18 protein-coding genes are annotated in these 15,176 nt (G+C 68.5%); 9 read left to right on the top strand and 9 right to left on the bottom strand.

Annotation, left to right across the window (positions count from 1 at the left end):
- Position 1 precedes the first annotated feature (1 nt).
- Positions 2-868 (top strand): amidohydrolase family protein, encoded by an 867-nt coding sequence (locus tag QZZ29_RS03085; RefSeq protein WP_291381285.1) that lies wholly within the window; start codon positions 2-4, stop codon positions 866-868.
- Positions 869-879: 11 nt separating this feature from the next.
- Here the strand turns inward: QZZ29_RS03085 and purU are convergent, their stop codons facing one another.
- Complete coding sequence (gene purU, locus QZZ29_RS03080; protein WP_291381284.1) at positions 880-1,734, bottom strand: formyltetrahydrofolate deformylase; 855 nt, start codon at positions 1,732-1,734, stop codon at positions 880-882.
- Between the two features lie 49 nt (positions 1,735-1,783).
- On the opposite strand from purU, the gene QZZ29_RS03075 reads away from it, so the two are divergent.
- The 4 genes from QZZ29_RS03075 to QZZ29_RS03060 all read left to right on the top strand — a co-directional run bounded on the left by QZZ29_RS03075 (position 1,784) and on the right by QZZ29_RS03060 (position 5,506).
- Positions 1,784-2,287: a GNAT family N-acetyltransferase gene (locus tag QZZ29_RS03075; protein ID WP_291381282.1), complete on the top strand. Its 504-nt coding sequence runs from the start codon at positions 1,784-1,786 to the stop codon at positions 2,285-2,287.
- Between the two features lie 223 nt (positions 2,288-2,510).
- Positions 2,511-3,809, top strand: a complete 1,299-nt coding sequence (gene glyA / locus QZZ29_RS03070; protein WP_291381280.1) for a serine hydroxymethyltransferase — start codon at positions 2,511-2,513, stop codon at positions 3,807-3,809.
- Positions 3,810-4,700 (top strand): bifunctional methylenetetrahydrofolate dehydrogenase/methenyltetrahydrofolate cyclohydrolase, encoded by an 891-nt coding sequence (locus QZZ29_RS03065; RefSeq protein WP_291381278.1) that lies wholly within the window; start codon positions 3,810-3,812, stop codon positions 4,698-4,700.
- Entirely contained in the window at positions 4,697-5,506 is an 810-nt protein-coding gene (locus QZZ29_RS03060) for an exodeoxyribonuclease III (protein ID WP_291381276.1), read from the top strand. The genes QZZ29_RS03065 and QZZ29_RS03060 overlap by 4 nt, the downstream gene beginning before the upstream one ends.
- A gap of 10 nt (positions 5,507-5,516) precedes the next feature.
- Here QZZ29_RS03060 and QZZ29_RS03055 read toward each other — a convergent pair whose 3' ends face one another.
- From QZZ29_RS03055 to QZZ29_RS03050, 3 genes are all read right to left on the bottom strand, one after another.
- Positions 5,517-5,753 (bottom strand): hypothetical protein, encoded by a 237-nt coding sequence (locus QZZ29_RS03055; protein WP_291381274.1) that lies wholly within the window; start codon positions 5,751-5,753, stop codon positions 5,517-5,519.
- A gap of 86 nt (positions 5,754-5,839) precedes the next feature.
- Positions 5,840-6,298: a hypothetical protein gene (locus tag QZZ29_RS12740; RefSeq protein WP_366478935.1), complete on the bottom strand. Its 459-nt coding sequence runs from the start codon at positions 6,296-6,298 to the stop codon at positions 5,840-5,842.
- A 22-nt stretch (positions 6,299-6,320) separates the two neighbouring features.
- Positions 6,321-6,596, bottom strand: a complete 276-nt coding sequence (locus tag QZZ29_RS03050) for a galactokinase family protein (protein ID WP_291381272.1) — start codon at positions 6,594-6,596, stop codon at positions 6,321-6,323.
- A gap of 90 nt (positions 6,597-6,686) precedes the next feature.
- On the opposite strand from QZZ29_RS03050, the gene QZZ29_RS03045 reads away from it, so the two are divergent.
- Positions 6,687-7,256 (top strand): hypothetical protein, encoded by a 570-nt coding sequence (locus tag QZZ29_RS03045; protein ID WP_291381270.1) that lies wholly within the window; start codon positions 6,687-6,689, stop codon positions 7,254-7,256.
- Between the two features lie 6 nt (positions 7,257-7,262).
- Here QZZ29_RS03045 and QZZ29_RS03040 read toward each other — a convergent pair whose 3' ends face one another.
- The 4 genes from QZZ29_RS03040 to QZZ29_RS03025 all read right to left on the bottom strand — a co-directional run bounded on the left by QZZ29_RS03040 (position 7,263) and on the right by QZZ29_RS03025 (position 11,832).
- A complete protein-coding gene (locus tag QZZ29_RS03040; protein ID WP_291381268.1) occupies positions 7,263-8,390 on the bottom strand; it encodes a P-loop NTPase in 1,128 nt (375 codons plus the stop codon).
- 160 nt (positions 8,391-8,550) lie between these two features.
- On the bottom strand, positions 8,551-9,060 hold the full coding sequence (locus QZZ29_RS03035) for a DUF1003 domain-containing protein (protein WP_291381266.1): 510 nt from the start codon (positions 9,058-9,060) through the stop codon (positions 8,551-8,553).
- Positions 9,053-10,333, bottom strand: coding sequence for a CBS domain-containing protein (locus tag QZZ29_RS03030; RefSeq protein WP_291381264.1), 1,281 nt, complete (start codon positions 10,331-10,333; stop codon positions 9,053-9,055). The genes QZZ29_RS03035 and QZZ29_RS03030 overlap by 8 nt, the downstream gene beginning before the upstream one ends.
- A 41-nt stretch (positions 10,334-10,374) precedes the next feature.
- Entirely contained in the window at positions 10,375-11,832 is a 1,458-nt protein-coding gene (locus QZZ29_RS03025) for a pyridoxal-dependent decarboxylase (protein ID WP_291381262.1), read from the bottom strand.
- Positions 11,833-11,929: 97 nt separating this feature from the next.
- Here QZZ29_RS03025 and QZZ29_RS03020 point away from each other — a divergent pair, with 97 nt between their 5' ends.
- Positions 11,930-13,330 (top strand): PLP-dependent aminotransferase family protein, encoded by a 1,401-nt coding sequence (locus QZZ29_RS03020; RefSeq protein WP_291381259.1) that lies wholly within the window; start codon positions 11,930-11,932, stop codon positions 13,328-13,330.
- Positions 13,331-13,333: 3 nt separating this feature from the next.
- On the opposite strand, the gene QZZ29_RS03015 is transcribed toward QZZ29_RS03020, so the two are convergent.
- The gene (locus tag QZZ29_RS03015; protein ID WP_291381257.1) at positions 13,334-14,326 is read right to left on the bottom strand and encodes an LLM class flavin-dependent oxidoreductase; all 993 of its coding nucleotides are present in this window, start codon (positions 14,324-14,326) and stop codon (positions 13,334-13,336) included.
- Between QZZ29_RS03015 and QZZ29_RS03010 the strand changes: the two genes are divergently transcribed.
- Entirely contained in the window at positions 14,250-14,660 is a 411-nt protein-coding gene (locus tag QZZ29_RS03010; protein ID WP_366478931.1) for a DUF1304 domain-containing protein, read from the top strand. The two genes, QZZ29_RS03015 and QZZ29_RS03010, sit on opposite strands and share 77 nt — an antisense overlap.
- Before the next feature lie 30 nt (positions 14,661-14,690).
- Positions 14,691-15,017, top strand: a complete 327-nt coding sequence (locus QZZ29_RS03005; RefSeq protein WP_366478929.1) for a hypothetical protein — start codon at positions 14,691-14,693, stop codon at positions 15,015-15,017.
- Positions 15,018-15,176 lie beyond the last annotated feature (159 nt).

Below are 15,176 nucleotides of genomic sequence, written 5' to 3'. Positions count from 1 at the left end.
CGTGTACACCGATATTCACTGCCACGGTGGCGGCGGCCACTCCTTTGGCGACACGGTCGAGGGCACGCTCGCAGCGTTCGCGGCTCATCGCGCGCACGGGACCGGGCGCGTGGTCGCGTCGTTGGTGTCCGAGCCTCTCGAGCGCACCGCAGCCGCCATGGACGTCATCCGGCAGGCGATGGCCTTGGATGCGGGGCTCCTGGGCGTCCACCTCGAGGGCCCCTTCTTGGCGCCTGGCCGAAAGGGGGCGCACGACGCGTCGGCCCTTGCGATCCCCACGCCCGATGTCGTCGACGCCTTGCTCGACGCGGCCGACGGCATCGTCCGCCAGATCACACTTGCCCCGGAACTGCCGCACGCGCTCGACGCGATTGAGCGGTTTGTCGAGGCGGGCGTGGTGGTCGCCGTGGGCCACACGGAGGCCGATGCCGAAACGGCGAGTGCCGCTTTTGATCGCGGCGCGACCCTGCTCACGCACGCCTTCAACGCCATGCCTGGCATCACGGGACGCACCCCCGGCCCCGTGGGCACGGCCATCGCGGACCGGCGCGTGAGTCTCGAAGTCATCGCGGACGGCATCCATGTGGACCCCCGCCTGATCGCGATGCTGTTCAACGCCGCTCCCGGGCGCATCGTCCTGATGACCGACGCCATGGCCGCTGCGGCCGCGGCGCCGGGTCGTTACATGCTTGGCAGCCTCGCGGTGGATGTGGTGGACGGCCGGGCCGTCATCGCGGGCACGGACACGCTTGCCGGCTCCGCGTTGACCATGGACAGGGCGGTGGAGGTGTGCGTCGACGCCGGAGTGCCTCGAGAAGCAGCGATGGCTGCGGCTACCGAGACGCCCGCGCGAGTGTTGGGTCGCTAACTCGCGCTTCACTACCTGAAGACGATCGTCCTGTGACCGTCGAGGAGCACCCGGTGCTCGGCGTGCCACCGGACTGCACGCGCCAAAGCGCGCCGCTCCACGTCGGCGCCGATCGCGGTGAGCGATTCGGGCGTGAAGGTGTGATCCACGCGCTCCACGTCCTGCTCGATGATCGGCCCGTCGTCCAGGTCCGCCGTGACGTAGTGCGCGGTCGCCCCGATGAGTTTTACGCCACGGTCGTGTGCCTGGAAGTACGGACGGGCGCCCTTGAAGCTGGGAAGGAACGAATGGTGGATGTTGATGGCCCGCCCGTACAGAGCACGCGATAGGTCGGGCGACAGGATTTGCATGTACCGCGCCAGCACCACGAGTTCTGTGTCCAACTCGCCAACCAGGTCCAGCAGTGCGGTCTCTGAAGCGGGCTTGGTGTCGGCGGCGACGGGGATATGCACAAAGCGCTTGCCGTAGAACTGGGCAAGATCACGGAGGTGTTCGTGATTTCCCACCACGGCGACGATGTCGACGGGTAGGGTGCCAGCCCGTTCGCGGACCAACAGATCGTTCACGCAGTGGTCGGCCTTGGACACCAACACCACGGTGCGCATCCGTCTGCCCGCCACATCGAGGCTCCAGGTCATGTCGAAACTTTCGGCGAGTGCGCCGAACGCCGACTCCAACTCGACCCGCGGTGTGGGAGCGGTGACCTCGACGCGCATGAAGAACAGGCCTGTGTCGGGGTCCCCAAACTGCTGCGATTCGGTGATGTTGCCGCCGTGTTCTGCGAGCAATCCGGAGACGGCGTGGACGATGCCCGGGCGGTCGGGGCACGACAAAGACAGCACCCAGGCAGTCTGTTCGGTGGACACGGCCACAAGGCTAGTCGTGTTTGGGTCAAAATCCTGACACCATGGACCCATGAGCGACGACCTTGACGTGCGCATTGACCGCATCGACCACGATCACGCGGGCGAGTTGCTCACCGTGCGCCGGGCAGCCTTCGTGGCCGAGGCGCAGTTGTACAACGATCCTCACATTCCCGCGCTCACCCAGACGCTCGAAGAGCTCGAGGAGGATCTGGCAAGCGACGACGTCGTGACGCTGGGCGCGTGGCACGGGCCCCGGCTCGTCGGCTCCATCCGGGTGGGGATCGAGGGGCAGAAGGCCACGATCGGTCGCCTGGCGGTGGTCCCCGACATGCAGTCCCGGGGTATCGGGACGCAATTGCTGTTCGCGGTGCTGGCCTACCTGCCCGACAACACCACCGAGGTGTGGGTCTTCACGGGGCAGAACTCGAAGCACAACATTGAGCTGTACAACAAGGCGGGCTACGAGCACCAGTTCGATGACGTGTCCGGTGACCTCACGTACGCCTACCTGCGGAAGATTCTTGAGGCTGGCAACATCGTCGACGATGCCTGACACCTGCGGGGCCTCGCTATGCCGGGGACCCGCGTGGTGGCCGGTTGCCGCATCCGATAGACTGACGCGGTCGCGACTGGCGCACGCGGTTCACCGCGAGGAAGCGACATGGCAGGTTGGCCGCCACGTGGTCTGCCCGCCGACCACGGTCGTTCCGCCTGGGCCACGGTCGCCGAACACTCACCTCGGCGCCGCGCGCGCCGACTGACGCGAAGGATCCGCGATGACTGACCCAGCGACCCCCTCTGCCACGCAGGCCATCATGAACTCGACGTTGGCCGAACTGGACCCCGATATCGCGGGCGTCCTCGAACGCGAGCTGGGGCGCCAGCGCGACTACCTGGAAATGATCGCCTCCGAAAACTTCGTTCCGCGCGCGGTGCTTCAGGCGCAGGGTTCGGTGCTCACCAACAAGTACGCGGAGGGCTACCCCGGGCGCCGCTACTACGGCGGGTGCGAGGAGGTGGACGTCGCCGAGACGATCGCCATCGATCGAGCCAAGAGTCTGTTCGGCGCCGAGTATGCGAATGTCCAGCCCCACTCGGGCGCCACCGCGAACGCCGCGGTGCTTCACGCGCTGATCAATCCCGGGCAGAAGATCATGGGCCTTTCCCTCGCGCATGGCGGGCACCTCACCCACGGGATGAAACTCAACTTCTCCGGCAAGCTGTATGAGGTGGCCGCGTACGGCCTCGACGAGCAGTCCCACCGCATCGAGATGGAGCAGGTGCGCGAGCAGGCGCTCGCTGAGCGGCCGGACGTCATCATCGCGGGCTGGTCCGCGTACCCCCGTCACCTCGACTTCGCCGCGTTCCGTGAGGTTGCCGACGAGGTGGGTGCGAAGCTCTGGACGGACATGGCGCACTTCGCCGGGCTGGTGGCCGCTGGCCTTCACCCGAGCCCCGTCCCTCACTCCGACGTGGTCTCCACGACCGTGCACAAGACATTGGGCGGCCCGCGCGCCGGACTGATCGTGTCGCGTGACATGAAACTGGCCAAGAAGCTCAACTCTGCGGTGTTCCCCGGTCAGCAGGGCGGCCCGCTGATGCACGTCATCGCGGCCAAGGCCACGGCGCTCAAGATTGCGGCTGGCGCGGAGTTCAAGGAGCGCCAGGAGCGCGTCCTTGAGGGTGCGCGGATTCTCGCGGAGCGCCTCACGGCTCCCGATGCGATCGAGGCGGGCATCAACGTCGTGACCGGCGGCACCGACGTGCACCTGGTCCTTGTTGACCTCCGCAACTCACCGATCGACGGCCAGCAGGCACAAGACCTGCTGCACGAGGTCGGGATCACGGTCAACCGCAACGCCGTCCCGTTCGACCCCAGGCCGCCGATGGTGACCTCGGGTGTGCGCATCGGCACCCCGGCCCTCGCCACGCGCGGCCTCGGTGCGGCCGAATTCGCCGAGGTCGCAGACATCATCGCCACCGCGCTGAAGGGCGACGCCGACATCACGGCGTTGCGCGCCAGGGTCGCCAAACTCGCGGGTGACTTCCCGCTCTACCCAGGCCTCGCTCAGTAAATGACGGGCGTTCTCGACGGCAAGGCGACCGCCGCGACCATCAAGGCCGAACTGGCCGAACGAGTCGCGGCGCTCGCCGAGCGTGGCATCGTTCCCGGCCTGGGCACTTTGTTGGTGGGCAGCGACCCGGGCTCCACCTGGTACGTCAACGGAAAGCACGCCGACTGTGCCGAGGTGGGCATCACGTCGATCAGGGAAGACCTGCCGGAGACGGCGACACAGGCCGACATCGAGGCCGCGGTCCAGCGCCTCAACGACAACCCGGCATGCACCGGATTCATCGTGCAACTGCCGCTGCCTGCAGGGGTCGACACCAACCGGATTCTCGAGCTCGTCGATCCGGACAAGGATGCCGATGGGCTGCACCCGATGAACCTGGGGCGGCTGGTCTTGCGCGTCAGCGGAGACGTCACGAGCCCGCTGCCGTGTACCCCCAAAGGGATCATCGAACTGATCGAGCGGCATGGTGTGTCGCTGGGCGGCAAGCACATTGTGGTGGTCGGGCGAGGCACCACCGTGGGTCGCAGCATCGGGCTGTTGCTGACTCGCAAGTCGGTGAATGCCACGGTGACGCTGTGCCACACCGGCACCGAGGACCTCGCATCGCACACCCGAGCAGCCGACGTCATCGTCGCCGCCGCGGGCGTGCCGGGGATCATTGCCGGCGACATGGTCAAGGACGGAGCCGTGCTCATTGACGTGGGCGTGTCCCGAGTGACCGATCCCGACACCGGCACATCCAAGGTCGTCGGCGACATCGCGGCCGATGCCCGGGACAAGGCGTCGTGGTACTCCCCGAACCCCGGCGGCGTGGGGCCCATGACGCGGGCGATGCTCCTGGCGAACGTGGTCGAGGCGAGCGAGAGGCATGCGGCGGTGGTGGGTTCGTGAGGATCGTCACCGTCAACGTCAACGGGGTGCGCGCCGCCCTGCGCAAGGGCATGCAGGAGTGGCTCGACGCGGCGGACGCCGATGTGGTGTGCCTCCAAGAGGTGCGCGCCCCGGAGGAGATTGTCCAGGACGCCTTCGCGGCGGGCTGGAACGTCGCCCAGCAGGCGTGCGAGATCAAGGGCCGTGCCGGCGTAGCGATTCTGTCGCGAGAGCCGCTCACGGACGTGCGTGTAGGGGCCGAGGCACTGGGCGAGGCGGCGACCGATCCTGCCCATACCGGCCGCTGGGTCGAGGCCACGGTGCCGTCCGCCGACGGTCCGGTGCGCGTCGTCTCGGTGTACGTCCACTCCGGCGAGGTGGGCACGCCCAAGATGGAGGCAAAATTCGAGTTCTTGGACCTCATGACCGCCCGCATGGCGGCGCTCGCGGCCGAGCATGAGCGCGTGGTGGTGATGGGCGACATCAACACCGCACACACTCAGCGCGACATCAGGAACTGGAAGGGAAACCTCAAGTCGGCGGGCTTCCTGCCGGAGGAGCGCGCCTACCTGGACCGATGGATCGAGGCCGGTTGGGTCGACACCCACCGCACGCTCGTGGGGGAGCAAGACGGCCCCTACACCTGGTGGTCGATGCGGGGGAAGGCTTTCGATACGGACACCGGCTGGCGCATCGACTATCAGTACGCGACGCCCCAGATGGCGGCCTCCGCATCCGCGGCGCGGGTGGACCGCGCGGCCTCGTGGGGCGCCCGATGGTCGGACCACGCGCCCCTGGTGGTCGACTACGCGCTGGGCGCGCGGTAGCGCCCCATGTCTAGATGAGTGCGAAGCTGGGGCGAGGGAAGCCCTCCTCGCGGAAGACCTCGTCGATCAACTGCGCCGTGCTGGCCGCCTGTGTGTGTCGAATCAAAGCCACGACGGATCCGCCGCGGCCCGAACCCGCGAGCCGGGCGCCCAGTGCACCCGCGTTGAACGCGACGTCCACGGCGAGATTAAGGGCGTCGTTGCTGACGTCGAAGTCGACCTCGAGGGACGCGTGCGAACGGTACATCGCCCTGCATGGCGCCAATACTCGCTACGTCCAGTGCCGCGACAGCTTGGTGCGTCTCGGCCATCCGTTGCCGAATGACAGCCGCCTCATCCGGGTGTGGGACGTGGGTGTCGACAACGAGCAGACCCAACCCATATTCGTGGAAGGTCAGTGGACACGCGGTCGCGGCAGGAGGGCTCGCCGCGAAATCGAGGTGAAGCGCCTGTCCAGGAGAGCTGCGCAAGATAGCGTGCGGGCCCAGTCCCGCGGTGAAGCCGCCAGCCACGTCGTTCGACGCGTCCATGCACACCTGCGCGAGTTCGACTGCGGCGATGTTGGTCTTGAGGGCAAGACCCCCACAACCCATTTGCGGCGAGCGCGGTTGCGGCCGTAAGTGCGGCGGATGAACTGAGACCGGCGGAGCGGGGCACGCAGGACGCGAAAGCAATGTCCGTGCCCGCGCCGGAATACCCGTGTTCAAGCAGTGCCCACAGCACCCCGGCCGGGTAGGCAACCCAGTCATTCTGGCTGGCCAACGCTCGCAGCGAGTCGAGGCTCCCACCCATGTGGTCAGGGTGTTCCCCCGTGTCATCGGGGGGGGGGGTCAGTGCTGATCCGCACCACGTTGTCGGTGCGTGGCGCCGCGGCCGCGAAGGTGCGGTGCGGGAGGGGCGTTGGCAACGCCACGCCATCGCTGATGTCCGTGTACTCGCCGATGATGTTCAGCAGCCCGGGCGCCGACCACACATGCTGGGCATCAACCCCCAACGCCTGCCGCAACTGGGCGCGGGTCCGACGTTCACCCTCGTTTTGAGACCACGCCTCCATCCAGCGCGGTGCCGAGGGATCCGGCGACACAGACATGCGCCCATCATGCCAAACCCTCAACGCCTCGCGTGGCCCAGAACATGCCATGATGAGAGAGGAATCGCCGCCCACTCAAGGAGCTAAGACATGGCCGCCCGCAAGACGAAACCCTCCTCCAGCCCCGAATCACAGCCGACCCCCGAACCACAACCCACCCCCGAGTCGGCCGTACAGCCCCCACCGTCCGTGTTGGGGCGCCTGCGTGGCAATCGCATGGGTGCCGTGCTGGGCGGGTTGGTGGTGGCGCTGGTGCTGGGTGCGTTGCTGTCCGTGCTGGTACCCGACTCCCAACTCTTGCTTGCCCTTGCGCTGCTCGGGCTTGCCGAGGCCGCCGCGGTGGGCTTCACGGTGCGCTACCTGAGCGAGCGCCGGGGTCTCGCGCCCCAACTCACCGCATTCGGGCTGACCGCCATCGGCGTACACGTGCTCGCCGGCACCGGATTGGTCAACCAGCAGATCGGAAATCTGGGAGACCTTGCGGGGCCCCTCGGCGGCGGACTCACGTCCGGACTTGGGTGGGATGACGCCCTTGTGGGAGCGATGGCCACTCCGGCCATTTCGACCGGCGCCGTGGTGTGCGGGCTGATTGCCGCGATCATCGCGGGGTGGGGCCCGCGTGGCGACAGACACGGCACGTCGGGCGACCCGGCCGCGTAACGTGGCTTAGCGGGCGACCGGGGTCACGCCGAGCGACCGCCCGGCAAGACCGCGCTGACGCGCGCCCAGAGTCGTCGCCATCCGACGCATGGCGACGGCGGCGGGCGACTCGGGGTTCGAGATGACCACGGGCGTGCCCTCGTCGCCGCCCACGCGCGCGCTCATGTCGAGCGGGATCTGGCCAAGGAGCGGCACTGTGGTGCCCAGGGTCTCGCTGAGACGATCCGCCACCCGCTGCCCGCCTCCCTCGCCGAACAGGTGCAGGCGACTGCCGTCGGGCTGATCGAGCCATGCCATGTTCTCGATGACACCCACCACGGACTGGGACGTCTGGGTCGCGATCGAACCGGCGCGTTCTGCCACCTCGGCCGCGGCAACCTGCGGCGTGGTCACCACCACGAGTTCCGCGTGAGGAAGCAATTGCGCCACCGAGATGGCGATGTCTCCGGTGCCGGGAGGCAGGTCCAGCAGCAGCACGTCGAGGTCGCCCCAGAAGACGTCGGCCAGGAACTGTTCCAGAGCCCGGTGGAGCATCGGGCCGCGCCACACCACCGGCTGGCCCGGGGGGACGAACATGCCGATGCTGACGGCCTTGACCTCGTGCGCGATCGGCGGGAGCAGCATGTCGTCGAGACGCGTCGGCTGGTCGGTGATCCCGAGCATGCCGGGAATGGAGAACCCGAAGATGTCCGCATCGAGCACTCCCACCTTGAGGCCGTCGGCGGACATGGCTGCGGCAAGGTTCGCGGTCACGGTGGACTTGCCGACGCCGCCTTTGCCGGAGGCGATCGCGTATATGCGGGTCATGTTCCCCGGCTGGGTGAACGGGATCACCGGCTCGGGCTTGCCGCCGCGCAGCGCCGTCTTCAACCCTTCGCGTTGCTCGTCCGTCATGACACCCAGCTCGACTCGCACGTCGGTCACGCTCTCGACCGCACTTGCCGCCGCCTCGACGTCGCGCGTGATGCGCTCGCGCATGGGGCAACCGGAAATGGTCAGGTCGATCCCGATGACAGCGACCCCGTCTGAGTCGACGTCGATGCTACGCACCATGCCGATCTCGGTGATCGGCCTTCGGATCTCGGGGTCGATGACTTTGGAGAGCGCGGCTTGGAGGGCTTCGATAACAGGCATAGAACCCATCGTAGGCACGCTTGCGGGCCGGTTCGTCCGCCGGCCACCGCTGGAGCACGCGAAGTCACCCACATACCCGTGAAACGGAGGACGTTCAGGCTCGAGGGGGAAGAACGGGGCCCACCCGCACCATGTCCTAGCCTGGCGCGCCGGACGGTCGTTACTCGGCGTTCGCTTCCTCGCCGCGATCACGGTCGTCCGCTCGCAACTCATCAAGGAGCGCACGCAGTTCCGAACGCACAAAGTCGCGGGTGGCCGTCTCGTTGATCGCCTGGCGCAGCGCGGCGACCTCGCGGGCCAGATACTCGGTGTCCGCGAGCGAGCGCTCCGCGCGCTGTCGGTCCTGTTCGGCGGCCACACGGTCGCGGTCGTCCTGGCGGTTCTGCGCCAACAGGATCAATGGGGCGGCGTAGGAGGCTTGGAGCGACAGCATCAGTGTCAGTGCGGTGTAGCCGTTTGACGCGGAGTCGAATCGCAGTCCGGTGGGTGCCCAGGTGTTCCAGATCAACCAGATGATGACAAAGACCGTCAGATAGACGAGGAATCGAGGCGTGCCAAGAAAACGGGCGATGCCCTCGGAGATGCGGCCAAAGCGGTCGGTGCCCTGGCGCCGAGGGATGCCAAAGCCCCGCCGCTCGCCCTTGGGACGATCGAGCCTGCGCTCAGCCATGAGTGCCGTCCGCATTTTGGTCGTCGTCGAAGTGTTCGCGCCAGTCGCTGGGCAGGAGGTGGTCGAGCACGTCGTCGATCGAGATCGCGCCCACCAGGTGGTGGTCGGGGTCGACAACGGGCAGGGCGAGGATGTCGTACGCGGCCATGCGGCGCGCGATCTCCGACAGGTGATCCGTCGGTTCGACGGGCGCGATTGCGGGGTCCACGTAGTTGCCGACTGCGTCGCGGGGTGCTTCGCGCAGCAACCTCTGAATATGCACGAGGCCGATGAATCGGCCGGTGGGTGCCTCAAGAGGGGGCCGGACCACGAACACCATGGAAGCGAGAGCGGGGGGAAGCTCCTGCCTGCGTAGCATCGCCAGGCAGGTCGCGATGGTGGTCTCGGGCCCGACGATGACGGGCTCGGTCGTCATCAGGCCGCCGCCGGAGTCATCCGCATACGTGAGCAGTTGACGCACCGCCTTGGCGTCCTCGGGCTTCATGAGCTCCAGCAGCGCCGCTCGTTCGGACTCGGGCAGGTCTCCCAGAAGGTCCGCAGCATCGTCGGGATCCATGGCTTCGAGCACGTCCGCGGCGCGGTCGGACCGCAAGGTGCCAAGGAGCGCGATCTGGTCCTCTTCGGGAAGTTCCTCCAGCACGTCGGCAAGCCGTTCGTCGTCGAGGGCGGCCGCAATCTCGGCGGACCGCGACGGCGACATCTCCATGAGCGCCGCGGCGAGGTCGGCTGGCTTGTGGTCGACGAACGACTGGATGACAAGTGCGGCGCCCTGGTTCTTGTCGCGTTGTGCGAGCCCCGTGACCTGGTCGACATCGACGACCACGGCCTCACCGCGGCGACTGAAGCCCAGCACGCCCTTGCGGCGCCCGGTCTTGCGCACATACAGCTTGGACACATTCCACGATTTGGTCCGGTCCCGCTCGATGGCGATGTCCTCGATGTACGCCGTTGAGTTGTCCTCTTTGAGCGTGACCGAGCGCTCGAACAACTCGGCGACCGCAAGGGTCTCGGAGGCGCGCGCCTGGAACCGACGGAGGTTGACAACGCCCGTGCAGATCACCTGGCCGGGCGCAATCGACGTCACCCTGGTCAAAGGCAGAAAGACGCGCCGACGCCCCGGAACCTCGACCACGAGGCCGACGGCGTTCGGGGCCCCCGTCCGGCGCATCAGGATCACAACGTCGCGCACGCGTCCCACCGCATCGCCAAGGGGATCGAAGACGTTGGTACCGGCGAGGCGCGCCACATAGACGCGCTCGGTTCCCGTGCTCATGGGCTCAGCCTAATGTCGTTGCGGGCCGATGCCGTGGACCCTCACAGATGCGGGGCGATCGCGCCTGCGCGAACCTCCTCCCAGCACGCGATGATGGCGCGGACCGAGGCGCGCACGTCGTCGGCCGTGGTGGCGGCATCGGACACGGAAATGCGCAAGATCTTCCGGCCCCTCCACACGCTTCCCCCGGCCCACAGCGTTCCCTCGCGCTGGACGGCCTGCGTGACGGCGACGGTCAGCGCATCGTCCCCGGCCCTCCCCGGCTCGTGACCGAAGGCGACGGGCACCTGGTTGAGTGACGGCGAAACCACTACGTCCACGCCCGCATCGCGCAGCAGTTCGGCAAACAGGGTGGTCATGGCACACGAATGTTCCACGAGTTCTGCGATCCCCGTGCGACCGCGGGCGGCGAGCAGCGCCCACGTCTCGACCCCGCGGGCGCGCTGCGACATGTGGGGGCTCAGGTGCATCAACGGCCGCGCATCGGCGGTCGCGAGGTAGGGAGCGTGCATTGCCATCGCGCGGTACAGGTCGTTGCCGTCGCGCACGGTCACGACGCCAGAGTCGTACGGGGCATTGAGCCACTTGTGGGCGTCCGTGGCCCAGGAGTCGGCCAACTCGACGCCCGCCACCTGATCGCGCAGCGCCGGGGATGCGGCCGCCCACAGCCCGAACGCGCCGTCGACGTGCACCCAGCCGCCGCGTTCGCGTACTCCCGGAATGATCCGGGCGAACGGGTCGGACGCTCCGGTCGTGACGTTGCCCGCCTGCAGCAACACCAAGGTGAGGGCGTCGGTGTCGGTGGGGAAGGAGTCTGCGTCGATCGCGCCACGCTGGTCTACGGGCACGCGCTCCACGAGCCCCGGCGCGAGTCCGGCGAGCCGCAGCGACTTGAGCGCCGAGATGTGAACCTCCTCGCCCACGATCACCCGGATCGGCGGCGCACCAAGAAGGCCGTTCTCGTTGACGTCCCAGCCGGCCCGGGCGAGCAGGGCGTCCCGCGCGGTGACGATGCCGGTGAAGTTCGCCATCGTGGCGCCCGCGGCGAAGGTGGCGATGGCCTCCGCCGGCAGGCCCAGGAGGTTCACGATCCATTCGGCCGCGACCTCGTCCAGCACGGCCGCGGCGGGCGCCATCGACGGCAATCCCACGTTTTGGTCCCACGCTCCGGCGAGGATCGCCGCGGCTGCTGCGGCCGGTTCGACGCCGCCATTGACGTACCCGAAGTAGCGGCCCATCGCCTGAACGGTGGTGGCGGGCGAGCCGATCTCGTCAAGCTCGCGCAGCACCTCGTGGGCTTGGCGGGGCGAGTCCTGGAGGGGGCGTCGGAATGCGTCGAGGCGTGCAATGGCGCCGTCCGTGGGGGCGATGGGCCGGTGTGGCGCGGAGGCCAGGTAGCCGCCGGCCCTGCGCGCGGCTTCGGTGGTGACGGCGATCCGCTCGCGCAACCGTGCGAGCGCGACCGGGTGGGTGAGTGCCTGAGTCAGATCGGTAGCCATGCCCCTATGGTTTCTGGACTGGCCCCATTGATCCAGTGCCGCCCCCGATGCCAGTGGCACTATGCGTGGGGGGCCAGTTTGCGGCATGCTGGCCCACATGCGCACCACGGCCGAACAACTCTCCGACGTGCTGGATCACTGGCAGACCGGCACGGGTCCCCTGTACGTCCAACTCGCCAACGCGATCGTGTCTCTGGCCGAATCGGGTTCGCTTGAGCACGGCACGCGCATGCCTTCCGAGCGCGCGCTCGCGGACCACCTGCACCTGTCGCGCAACACGGTGACGGCGGCGTACCAGCGGCTGCGGGACGCGGGGTGGCTTGAGGTGCGTCCCGGAGCGGCGCCCACGCTGGGCGTCAGCTCGCGCGGGGTGCTCGGCCTCAGCCCCCAGGAGCGGTTCGTGCAGATTCTGACGGGCGAGAGCCAGCCGGTGGTGGCCTTCAACACCGCGTCGCCTCCTCCCGCGCCCGCGGTGACCGAGGCGCTGCGCGACCTGCCCGGCTTTCTCGGCGGCTCGCCCGCGGTGGGAAACGGCTACGCGGCGCTGGGGGATCGCGATCTGGTGCTCGCCGTGACCCAGCACCTCAGGCGCCAAGGTATCCCGGCGCGGCCCGAGGAGGTTGTGATCACGGCCGGAGCGCAGCAGGCGATCTGGCTCGCGGTGACGATGCTGGCCACGTCGCGGCGACCCGTCGCGCTCGAGTCGGTCACGTACCCCGGGGTGTTCGACGCGGTGCAGGCCTCGGGCTCGCGACCCCTCGCTTTGCCGATGGGAACCGACGGCCTGGACGTGGCGGGCTCGATCAAGTTGCTACGCGCCGCACGTCCCGATCTCGCCTACACGACCACGTTTCACAATCCCACCGGCACCGCGATCGGCGACGACGACGCGCGCGTGCTGCTGGAGGCATCGGCCGCGCTGGGCACCACGCTGATCGACGACCGCACGATCGGCGACCTCGCGCTGGATGGCAGCGCCCTGACGCCGTTCGCGGCGATGGGCACCGATGCCTCGGTGATCACGGTGGGAGGCATGTCCAAGGTGTTCTGGGGAGGCCTCCGCATCGGCTGGTTGCATACGAATGCCACGCTGGCCGCTCAGTTGCGGCACCGGCGCGCGGCCATGGACCTGGGCTCGCCCGCATTGTTCCAGAGGGTGGCCGCGCGGCTGCTGGCGGAGCACTACGAGGAGACGCTGACGTGGCGCGTCGCCTCGATGTTGGAGTCGCTCGACGCGGTGGATGAGGCGGTCGAGGAGCACGGGCTGGACTGGGAGTATCGGCGCCCTGTCGGCGGGCCAGCCCTGTGGGTGAGGCTTCCCGATGGCGGGGCTGCGCGGTTTGCCGCGCGCGCCGCGGAGGCGGGTGCGCCGGTGGCGTCGGGAACGGCCTTCGAGGTACTACCCGGCACCGGGGCTGATCGCTTCCGGCTGCCGTTCTACCTCCCACCCGAAGAGATGAAGCTGGGCATCAAGGTGCTCGCGGAGCGCGCGGCGTAGACGTCAGGCGGCCGTCGCGGCCGTGAGTCGCAGGGACTGCTCGCGGTCATCCGCGTCCAGCGCGCCGTGCACGGTGATGAGCTCGTCGGCACGCGCCTCGAGAGCGAAGGCCTCGAGGTATTCGCGCACCTCCTCGGGCGTGCCCACGGCCGTGTACGTGGCCATCTGCGCGATCTGCTGGCCGGCGGGGCTCAGCAGGAATGCGTCGATCTCGTCATCCGAATAGTCGCGGGCCCCCGGCCCGCGCTGGATCATGCCTCGCACCCTGCGCCTGCGGGAGGTGGCGAACTGGGCGGCCGCAGCGTCGGCGTCGCCGTCTGCGTAGACGCTCACGCCCGCGATCACGTAGGGCTCGCTGAGAGCATCGGACGGCTGGAAGGTGTCGCGATAGACGCGCACGGCCTCGTGCAGGGCGGCCGGAGCGAAGTGCGAGGCGAAGGCGTAGGGCAGGCCCAGCGCGGCCGCGAGCTGGGCGCCGAACAGGGAGGAGCCGAGGATGTACAGCGGCACAGCATCGGCGGACGATGCCGCGGGCACGGACTGCACTCCGGGCACGCGGGAGGCTCCGGCGAGATAGTCGCGCAGCTCGACCACATCGGCGGGGAAGCGATCGGAATCCGTGGGGGAGCGGCGTAGCGCCGCAAGAACGGCGCGGTCGCCGCCGGGAGCGCGGCCCAGCCCCAGGTCGATGCGGCCGGGGTGCAGGGCGCCGAGCGTGCCGAACTGCTCCGCAATGGTCAGCGGCGAGTGGTTGGGAAGCATGATGCCGCCCGCACCCACGCGGATGCGCTCGGTGTGCGCCGCCACGTGTGCAATGAGCACGCTCGTGGCGGACGACGCGATGGTGGGCATGTTGTGGTGCTCGGCGTACCAGACGCGCGCATAGCCCGCCTCGTCGGCGGCGCGGGCCATCCGCACGGTGTGGGCGAGGGCGTCGGCAGGAGATTCGCCCGGCGCGATCGGGGCAAGGTCAAGGACAGAGAGTTTCACGGGCACAGGAGTTGAACCCGCGGGAGGCGCGGATCCTTCCCCGCTCGCGATACGGAGCCTGGCCGCCCTGTTGCACGTGTACATCTTTGCGATGGAGTCGCTGTGGTGGACCACCCCGAGAGTGCGCGTCACGTTCGGGGCGAGCGAACTCGATGCCCAGGTCACGCGTGCAATGGCCTTCAACCAGGGCTTCTACAACCTGTTCCTCGCGATCGTCACCGGCGCCGGCGTCGTCGCGCATGCACGGGGCGAGTCCGCCGTGGGCGCCGCCTTGGTGATCGCCGGAGCCGGTTCGATGCTCGCCGCCGCCCTCGTTCTCCTCGTGTCCGCCGCGCTCTAGACCACCCGCCACGAGACTCAAGGAGTCCCCGTGACCACCGCAGTACCCACCCACATCGAGCTCGCCTCGCGTCCCGAAGCCTGGCCGACTCACGACAACGTCCGCACCACCCAGGTCACCTACGGAGATCTCGAGCCCGGCCAGGTGCGCGTGCTCAACGAGTTCATGTCGGTCGATCCGTACATGCGCGGCCGCATGAACGACGTGAAGAGTGACACGCGGCCCTGTGCCCTGAACGAGACGACGACCGGTGGCGCCGTGGGCCGCATCGTCGAATCCGCCGCGGCGGGCCAGATCGCCAGGCTGCTGGGCGCGAAGCGCGGCGACAACATCGGCAAGATGGTCGTGAAGATCTAGCGAGTCGGCCCCTACGACCGCTCCCTCCCGACGCTACGAACCAGAAGAGTGGGCGACGCGCCGCTTGTGGCGTGGCATTTGCAGCGCGCCAGGCGTGTCGTCGGTGACAACGGTTCGTGGCGTCGGATGAGGCGCGGGCGCCGAGGGGGCGCAAGCGGG

It is taken from the genome of Demequina sp. (assembly GCF_016278765.1).
Classification (GTDB): Bacteria; Actinomycetota; Actinomycetes; order Actinomycetales; family Demequinaceae; genus Demequina.
This window is presented reverse-complemented; position numbering and strand designations above follow the sequence as displayed.

What these genes read in the sequence shown, in the direction of transcription:
- QZZ29_RS03075 (WP_291381282.1), top strand. Translation starts at nt 1,784, where the DNA reads ATGAGCGACGACCTTGACGTGCGCATTGACCGCATCGACCACGATCAC.
- glyA (WP_291381280.1), top strand. Translation starts at nt 2,511, where the DNA reads ATGACTGACCCAGCGACCCCCTCTGCCACGCAGGCCATCATGAACTCG.
- QZZ29_RS03065 (WP_291381278.1), top strand. Translation starts at nt 3,810, where the DNA reads ATGACGGGCGTTCTCGACGGCAAGGCGACCGCCGCGACCATCAAGGCC.
- QZZ29_RS03055 (WP_291381274.1), bottom strand. Translation starts at nt 5,753, where the DNA reads ATGTACCGTTCGCACGCGTCCCTCGAGGTCGACTTCGACGTCAGCAAC.
- QZZ29_RS12740 (WP_366478935.1), bottom strand. Translation starts at nt 6,298, where the DNA reads ATGGGTGGGAGCCTCGACTCGCTGCGAGCGTTGGCCAGCCAGAATGAC.
- QZZ29_RS03050 (WP_291381272.1), bottom strand. Translation starts at nt 6,596, where the DNA reads ATGTCTGTGTCGCCGGATCCCTCGGCACCGCGCTGGATGGAGGCGTGG.
- QZZ29_RS03045 (WP_291381270.1), top strand. Translation starts at nt 6,687, where the DNA reads ATGGCCGCCCGCAAGACGAAACCCTCCTCCAGCCCCGAATCACAGCCG.
- QZZ29_RS03040 (WP_291381268.1), bottom strand. Translation starts at nt 8,390, where the DNA reads ATGCCTGTTATCGAAGCCCTCCAAGCCGCGCTCTCCAAAGTCATCGAC.
- QZZ29_RS03035 (WP_291381266.1), bottom strand. Translation starts at nt 9,060, where the DNA reads ATGGCTGAGCGCAGGCTCGATCGTCCCAAGGGCGAGCGGCGGGGCTTT.
- QZZ29_RS03030 (WP_291381264.1), bottom strand. Translation starts at nt 10,333, where the DNA reads ATGAGCACGGGAACCGAGCGCGTCTATGTGGCGCGCCTCGCCGGTACC.
- QZZ29_RS03025 (WP_291381262.1), bottom strand. Translation starts at nt 11,832, where the DNA reads ATGGCTACCGATCTGACTCAGGCACTCACCCACCCGGTCGCGCTCGCA.
- QZZ29_RS03020 (WP_291381259.1), top strand. Translation starts at nt 11,930, where the DNA reads ATGCGCACCACGGCCGAACAACTCTCCGACGTGCTGGATCACTGGCAG.